Origin of the sequence: Streptomyces sp. CNQ085 (genome assembly GCF_022614595.1) — a bacterium.
In the GTDB taxonomy this organism is placed as follows: Bacteria; Actinomycetota; Actinomycetes; order Streptomycetales; family Streptomycetaceae; genus Streptomyces.
This window is the reverse complement of record NZ_JAJFAU010000019.1, coordinates 20991-27607: the sequence shown is the minus strand read 5'-3', so window position 1 is coordinate 27607 and position 6617 is coordinate 20991. Positions and strand designations below refer to the sequence as shown.

Sequence of the window (6617 nt, the reverse complement as noted above, 5' to 3'; positions counted from 1 at the left end):
GGACAGAGTTCTCGGGGCGTTTTCGACTGTCCGCCCGCATCCGTCAAGTGCCGTACGAGTGCCGTTGTGGGAGGTCGCACGTGCGGCGCGGTTCGGCGCCGGCTGCCCGCGGGAGCGTACGGCCCCGCCGAAGGATTCCGGACGTGTCGGGCGGAGGAGTCAGGCGGAGGCGCAGGAGGGGCACAGCCCCCGGTAGGTGACCGTCGCCTCGTCCAGGGTGAATCCGTAGCGCTCCCCCTCGGGGAGCAGCGCGAGCGGGTCACCGGAGGGGCGGACGTCACGGATCACACCGCATCGCGAGCACACCAGGTGCTGGTGGGAGTGGTGCGCGTTCGGGTCGTACCGCTTGGCGCGGCCGTCCGTGCTGACCTCGATCACCTCGCCGATCGAGACCAGTTCGCCGAGGGTGTTGTAGACGGTGGCGCGGGAGATCTCCGGCAGCTTCTCGGTCGCGCGCGCGTGCACCTCGTCGGCGGTGTAGTGGACATGCTCACCGTCGAGGACCTCGGCGACCACTCGCCGCTGGGCGGTCAGCCGCCAGCCGCGATCCCGGAGACGTTGTAGCAGGTCACTCATGTTTCCACCTTAGCAGCGCGTGTCCATGGCCGGATCGTGTACGGTCTTAATCGTCTTCTTGACTTAGACAATGTCCAATGTAGGATCGCGTTCGGCTCAAGCCAAGGGGACAGAACAGATTCAGGAGGCGCATGTGACTGCCCAGATCGAGAACACCGGGCCGCTGACCACGGAGGCCGGTGCTCCCGTCGCGGACAACCAGAACAGCGAGACCGCCGGTTCGGGCGGCCCGGTCCTGGTCCAGGACCAGCTCCTGCTGGAGAAGCTCGCCCACTTCAACCGCGAGCGCATACCCGAGCGGGTCGTCCACGCCCGCGGTGCGGGCGCCTACGGCACCTTCACCGTCACCGCCGACGTGACGAAGTACACCCGGGCGAAGTTCCTCTCCGAGATCGGCAAGGAGACCGAGGTCTTCCTGCGCTTCTCGACCGTCGCCGGCAACCTGGGTGCGGCCGACGCGGTGCGCGACCCGCGCGGCTTCGCGGTGAAGTTCTACACCGAGGAGGGCAACTACGACCTCGTCGGAAACAACACCCCGGTGTTCTTCATCAAGGACGCCATCAAGTTCCCCGACTTCATCCACACCCAGAAGCGCGACCCGTACACCGGCTCCCAGGAGGCCGACAACGTCTGGGACTTCTGGGGTCTGAGCCCGGAGTCCACCCACCAGGTGACCTGGCTCTTCGGCGACCGGGGCATCCCGGCCTCGTACCGCCACATGGACGGCTTCGGCTCGCACACCTTCCAGTGGAGCAACGAGGCGGGCGAGGTCTTCTGGGTCAAGTACCACTTCAAGACCGACCAGGGCATCAAGTGCCTCACCCAGGACGAGGCCGACCTCCTGGCGGGCAAGGACCCCGACAGCCACCAGCGCGACCTGCGCGAGTCCATCGAGCGCGGCGACTTCCCGAGCTGGACCGTCGGCGTCCAGATCATGCCGGCGGCCGAGGCGGCGGACTACCGCTTCAACCCGTTCGACCTGACCAAGGTCTGGCCGCACGCGGACTACCCGGTCATCGAGATCGGCAAGCTTGAGCTGAACCGCAACCCGCAGAACGTCTTCGCCGAGGTCGAGCAGTCGATCTTCTCCCCGCACCACTTCGTGCCGGGCATCGGTCCCTCCCCGGACAAGATGCTCCAGGGCCGGCTGTTCGCCTACGGCGACGCGCACCGCTACCGGGTGGGCATCAACGCCGACCACCTGCCGGTGAACCGCCCGCACGCCACCGAGGCCCGCAGCCACGGCCGCGACGGCTTCATGTACGACGGCCGCCACGGCGGGGCGAAGAACTACGAGCCCAACAGCTTCGGCGGCCCGAACGAGACCGGCCGCGCACCGTGGCAGCCGGTCCCGGTCGCCGGGACCACCGGTGACGTCCCCGCCCCCTCGCACGCCGAGGACAACGACTTCGTCCAGGCGGGCAACCTCTACCGCCTGATGACGGAGGAGGAGAAGGGGCGTCTGATCGACAACCTGGCCGGCTTCATCGCGAAGGTCTCGCGCGACGACATCGTCAAGCGGGCCGTCGAGAACTTCCGCCAGGCCGACGAGGACTACGGCAGGAGGCTGGAGGCCGCGGTCAAGGCCCTGCGCGGCTGATCCGGCGACTCCTCGCCGTACGAACCCGGAGGGACCGGACGCCAGTGGGCTCCGGTCCCTCCGGCGCGCCGCTGGGCGGGCCCACGGGGACGCGTCCGGGGCGGCCGGTCTCAGGCGGCAGCGGTGCCGACGGGCGCGGCGGGCGCTTCCCGGCGCACCGGTGACCAGCAGCGGATGATGTCGCGCGCCGAGACCACCCCCACCGGTTCCCGGTCATCGAGCAGAAACAGATGGCGGAACCCGCCGCGGGCCATGGCCCGTACGGCGTCCTCCAGGGTCCAGCCGGGGGCGGCGAAGACCACGTCGGTGGTGGTGTGCAGGTGTGCGGGCTCCCGGTCGGGGTCCTGTCCGGCTCCCACGGAGTCGAGGATGTCGCGTTCGGCGAGGATTCCGACGCCGCCGGCATCGGGGGCGGGGGCGACGGCCGCGCCGACCCGCCGGGCGGGCATCAGCCGGGCGGCCCGGCGGAGGGTGTGGGCGGGGCCGATGGTGAGAACCACTGTGCTCATGGCGTCACGGACGAGGGTGGCCATGGCAGTTGGTGCCACCCGTCTCCTCGGTGAATCCCGGCCGGAGAAGGGATTCACAGGCTCACAAGCGGGCGGATTCTCATGTTCACATACCGATGGAGGCGCAACAAGGGGCAGGTGAAGGCCGGTTGACCGCAACCCGGCGGTGCGCTCAGTCGCCGATGTAGGCGAGCAGGTCCTCGTGGAGCAGTCCGTTGGAAGCCGCCGCGTTCCCGCTGTGCGGGCCCTCGCGCCCGTCCAGGCCGGTGAAGGTACCGCCCGCCTCCCGCACGACGATCGCGTTCGCCGCCATGTCCCACAACGACAGCTCCGGCTCCGCGCAGATGTCCACCGACCCTTCGGCGACCATCATGTACGGCCAGAAGTCGCCGTAGCCGCGGGTGCGCCAGCAGTCCCGGGTCAGGTCGAGGAAGCCGCCGAGCCTGCCGCGCTCTTCCCAGCCGCCGAGCGAGGAGAACGCGAACGAGGCGTCCTGCACCCGGGCCACCCGCGAGACCGACAGCCGGGTCGCGGAGGTCAGGCTGCGGCCGGTGTACGCGCCGCCGCCCAGCGCCGCCCACCAGCGCCGGTTGAGGGCCGGAGCCGATACCACGCCGACCACCGGGCGGTCGCCCTCCTCGGTCCGCTCCATCAGCGCGATCAGCGTGGCCCAGACCGGGACGCCGCGCACGTAGTTCTTGGTGCCGTCGATGGGATCGACGACCCAGCGGCGCGGCCCGCGCCCCTCGCCGCCGAACTCCTCGCCCAGCACCGCGTCGCGCGGCCGCGCCCGCCGCAGGGAGGTGCGGATCAGCTCCTCGGCCGCCTTGTCGGCCTCGCTCACCGGCGTCATGTCGGGTTTGGTCTCGACCTTGAGGTCGAGGGCCTTGAACCGCTCCATCGTCGTGGCGTCGGCGGTGTCGGCCAGCACGTGGGCGAGACGCAGGTCATCGTGGTAGTCGGGCATGGACGAACAGTATCCAGCGGCGCGGCCGGCCGGCCACACGGGAGTGGCCAACCGGGCGCGCGGCCGTACACCCGCGGCGGTGAGGTGACGCGAGGCGTCTTGACACCCTCCGTCACCACACCGATTCTTTGCGCGATCCGTCGCGTCCGGGGGAGGCATTGATGACCTCGACGATGCCCTCTGCCGGGGGTTCTCACCGGGCCGGCCGCCCACCCGGCCGACATCCCCGTCGCGGGATGCGCCGCGGCGGTCGCGTCGATGGCTGAGTGCCGCTCACCGCGATCCGCTGGTGCGCGGCGCGCTCACCGGCTGCTGGGACTCCCGGCTGCCGCCGCCGCGCTGGTGTGCCCGAGGGGAGAGCCGCCCGCGACGGCGCGCACGGCCCCGCCGCGCTGCGCCACACCTGCGAGGTGGGCCTGCGGCCGGCGCTGTCCTACGTCGTCGCCCCCTGCGACGGCCCGCCCGAGGCGACCGAGGAGGCCGCGGGCGCCCATGTCACCCAGGTGGCCGCAGGCGCTGCTCGGCTGACCCCCGCGGGCGGGGGTCAGTCGCCCTCCCGGCGTTCCCGTGTGGCCAGCAGGCGTCGCAGGGAGAACAGCCGGGCGGGGTCCGCGTGGCCGCCGGCGACCCAGGAGTCCAGCGCGCAGTCCGGCTCGTCGTGCCCGCAGGCGCGCGGACAGCCGTCGGTGCCCGGCTCCAGATCCGGGAAGGCGTGGATCACCCGGGACGGGTCGATGTGGTTCAGGCCGAAGGACCGCACGCCCGGGGTGTCGATCACCCAGCCGCCCTCCGGCACCGGCGGGAAGGAGACCTCGCCGGGCAGCGGCAGCGCCAGGGCCGAGGTCGTGGTGTGCCGGCCGCGCCCGGTGACCGCGTTGACGTGGCCCGTCGCCCGCCTGCGGTCGGGCGGGACGAGCGCGTTGACCAAAGTGGTCTTGCCGACCCCGGAGTGGCCCACGAAAGCGGTGCTCCGGCCCCACAGGAACTCGCGCACCCGGTCGGCGGCGGCGCCGTCGGCCAGCTCGTCGCGGTCGGTCACCACATGCCGGACCCCCAGCGGGGCGTACGTCTCCAGCAGCGTGTCGGGCGGCGCCAGGTCCGACTTGGTGAGGACCAGCAGCGGCTCCAGGCCCGCGTCGTAGGCGGCCACCAGGCAGCGGTCGATCAGCCGGGGGCGGGGCTCGGGGTCGGCCAGGGCGGTGACGACGGCGAGCTGGTCGGCGTTGGCGACGACCACCCGCTCGTAGGGGTCGTTGTCGTCGGCGGTGCGCCGCAGCACCGAGGAGCGCTCCTCGGCCCGGACGATCCGCGCCAGGGTGTCCCTGGCCCCCGACAGGTCGCCGACGACCGCCACCCGGTCGCCCACCACGACGCCCTTGCGGCCCAGCTCGCGGGCCTTCATGGCGGTGACCGTGCGGCCGTCCACCAGGCAGGTGATCCGGCCCCGGTCGACGGTCAGGACGAAGCCGGGGGCGGCGTCCTCGTGCTTGGGCCGGATGCTGGTGCGCGGGCGGCTGCCCCGGCGGCCGGGACGGATCCGGATGTCGTCCTCGTCGGTGTGCTTGCCGTAGCGGCGCATGGCCGGTCCGCCCTACCCTCTGCCCCCGTCACCTTCGAGCATGGCGCTCCACAGCTCGGGGAAGTCCGGCAGGGTCTTGGCGGTCGTCGCGACGTTCTCCACCTCCATACCCTCGACGACCAGGCCGAGCACCGCGCCCGCCGTGGCCAGCCGGTGGTCCTCGTAGGTGTGGAAGACCCCGCCGCGCAGCGGACGCGGGCGGATGACCAGCCCGTCCGCGGTCTCGGTGACATCGCCGCCGAGGCCGTTGATCTCCTTGGTGAGCGCGGCCAGCCGGTCGGTCTCGTGCAGCCGCAGATGCGCCACGCCGCGCAGCCGCGACTCGGAGTCGGCCAGCGCCGCGACCGCGGCGATGCCGGGGGTCAGCTCGCCCACCTCGCTCAGGTCCACGTCGATGCCGTGGACCCGGCCGCTGCCGGTGAGGGTCAGGCCGTGTTCGTCCAGCTCGCAGCGCCCGCCCATCTCGGTGAAGATCTCACGCAGCGCGTCACCGGGCTGGGTGGTGTGCGCCGGCCAGTCCGGGACGGTCACCCGGCCACCGGTGACCAGCGCGGCGGCGAGGAAGGGCTGGGCGTTGGACAGATCGGGCTCGACGACCAGGTCGCGGCCGAGCAGCGCGCCGGCCGTGACCCGCCAGACGTTCGGCTCGCCCCCGGACTCGGGGGTGTCCACCCGGGCGCCCGCGGCGCGCAGCATCTCCACCGTCATCCGGATGTGCGGCATGGACGGCAGCGGGCCGCCGGTGTGGCGGACCTCCACACCCTGGTTGAAGCGGGCGCCGGACAGCAGCAGTGCGCTGACGAACTGGGAGGACGAGGAGGCGTCGATCTCCACCGTGCCGCCGGTCAGGGAGCCGCCGCCGTGCACGGTCATCGGCAGCGAGCCGCGCCCGCCGTCGTCGACGCGGGCGCCCAGCGCGCGCAGCGCGTCGATCACGCCGTGGAGGGGGCGCTCATGGGAACGCCTGTCGCCGTCGAAGTGGACCGGGCCGTCGGACAGGGAAGCCACCGGAGGCAGGAAGCGCATCACGGTGCCGGCGTTGCCGACGTCCACGGTGGCGGGGCCGTGCAGCCCCGCGGGGATGACGCGCCAGGCCTCGCCGCCGGCTTCGGAAGCGGCAAAACCGCCCGCGACGGGCGCGGAACTGGAGGACACCGTCTCCTCGATGCCCACCCCCATGGCCCGCAATCCCTCGGCCATCAGCAGGGTGTCGCGCGAACGCAGCGGGCGGCGCAGCCATCCGGGCTCGGAGGCCAGGGCTGCGAGCACCAGACCGCGGTTGGTGACCGACTTCGATCCGGGCACGGTGACGGTCGCGTCGACGGCGCCGGCCGCGAGCGGCGCAGGCCAGACAGTGGTGTGGTCGGTCATGGGGCCAACTTTAGT

The 6617-nt window shown here is 72.3% G+C and carries 6 protein-coding genes; 1 reads left to right on the top strand and 5 read right to left on the bottom strand.

Annotation, left to right across the window (positions count from 1 at the left end):
* Positions 1-159: 159 nt before the first annotated feature.
* The gene (locus LJ221_RS06020; protein ID WP_206350659.1) at positions 160-576 is read right to left on the bottom strand and encodes a Fur family transcriptional regulator; all 417 of its coding nucleotides are present in this window, start codon (positions 574-576) and stop codon (positions 160-162) included.
* A 133-nt stretch (positions 577-709) separates the two neighbouring features.
* On the opposite strand from LJ221_RS06020, the gene LJ221_RS06015 reads away from it, so the two are divergent.
* On the top strand, positions 710-2176 hold the full coding sequence (locus tag LJ221_RS06015; protein ID WP_241714418.1) for a catalase: 1467 nt from the start codon (positions 710-712) through the stop codon (positions 2174-2176).
* Between the two features lie 110 nt (positions 2177-2286).
* Here LJ221_RS06015 and LJ221_RS06010 read toward each other — a convergent pair whose 3' ends face one another.
* From LJ221_RS06010 to aroA, 4 genes are all read right to left on the bottom strand, one after another.
* Positions 2287-2709 (bottom strand): cyclic nucleotide-binding/CBS domain-containing protein, encoded by a 423-nt coding sequence (locus tag LJ221_RS06010; RefSeq protein ID WP_241714451.1) that lies wholly within the window; start codon positions 2707-2709, stop codon positions 2287-2289.
* A 148-nt stretch (positions 2710-2857) separates the two neighbouring features.
* Positions 2858-3652, bottom strand: coding sequence for a histidinol-phosphatase (gene hisN / locus LJ221_RS06005; protein ID WP_241714417.1), 795 nt, complete (start codon positions 3650-3652; stop codon positions 2858-2860).
* A gap of 544 nt (positions 3653-4196) precedes the next feature.
* Positions 4197-5231 (bottom strand): ribosome small subunit-dependent GTPase A, encoded by a 1035-nt coding sequence (gene rsgA, locus LJ221_RS06000; RefSeq protein WP_241714416.1) that lies wholly within the window; start codon positions 5229-5231, stop codon positions 4197-4199.
* A gap of 12 nt (positions 5232-5243) precedes the next feature.
* Positions 5244-6602, bottom strand: a complete 1359-nt coding sequence (gene aroA, locus LJ221_RS05995; RefSeq protein WP_241714415.1) for a 3-phosphoshikimate 1-carboxyvinyltransferase — start codon at positions 6600-6602, stop codon at positions 5244-5246.
* Positions 6603-6617: the final 15 nt, after the last annotated feature.

Bases quoted from the DNA above. Each gene is read 5' to 3' on its own strand.
- LJ221_RS06020 (WP_206350659.1), bottom strand. From the start codon at position 576: ATGAGTGACCTGCTACAACGTCTCCGGGATCGCGGCTGGCGGCTGACC.
- LJ221_RS06010 (WP_241714451.1), bottom strand. From the start codon at position 2,709: ATGGCCACCCTCGTCCGTGACGCCATGAGCACAGTGGTTCTCACCATC.
- hisN (WP_241714417.1), bottom strand. From the start codon at position 3,652: ATGCCCGACTACCACGATGACCTGCGTCTCGCCCACGTGCTGGCCGAC.
- rsgA (WP_241714416.1), bottom strand. From the start codon at position 5,231: ATGCGCCGCTACGGCAAGCACACCGACGAGGACGACATCCGGATCCGT.
- aroA (WP_241714415.1), bottom strand. From the start codon at position 6,602: ATGACCGACCACACCACTGTCTGGCCTGCGCCGCTCGCGGCCGGCGCC.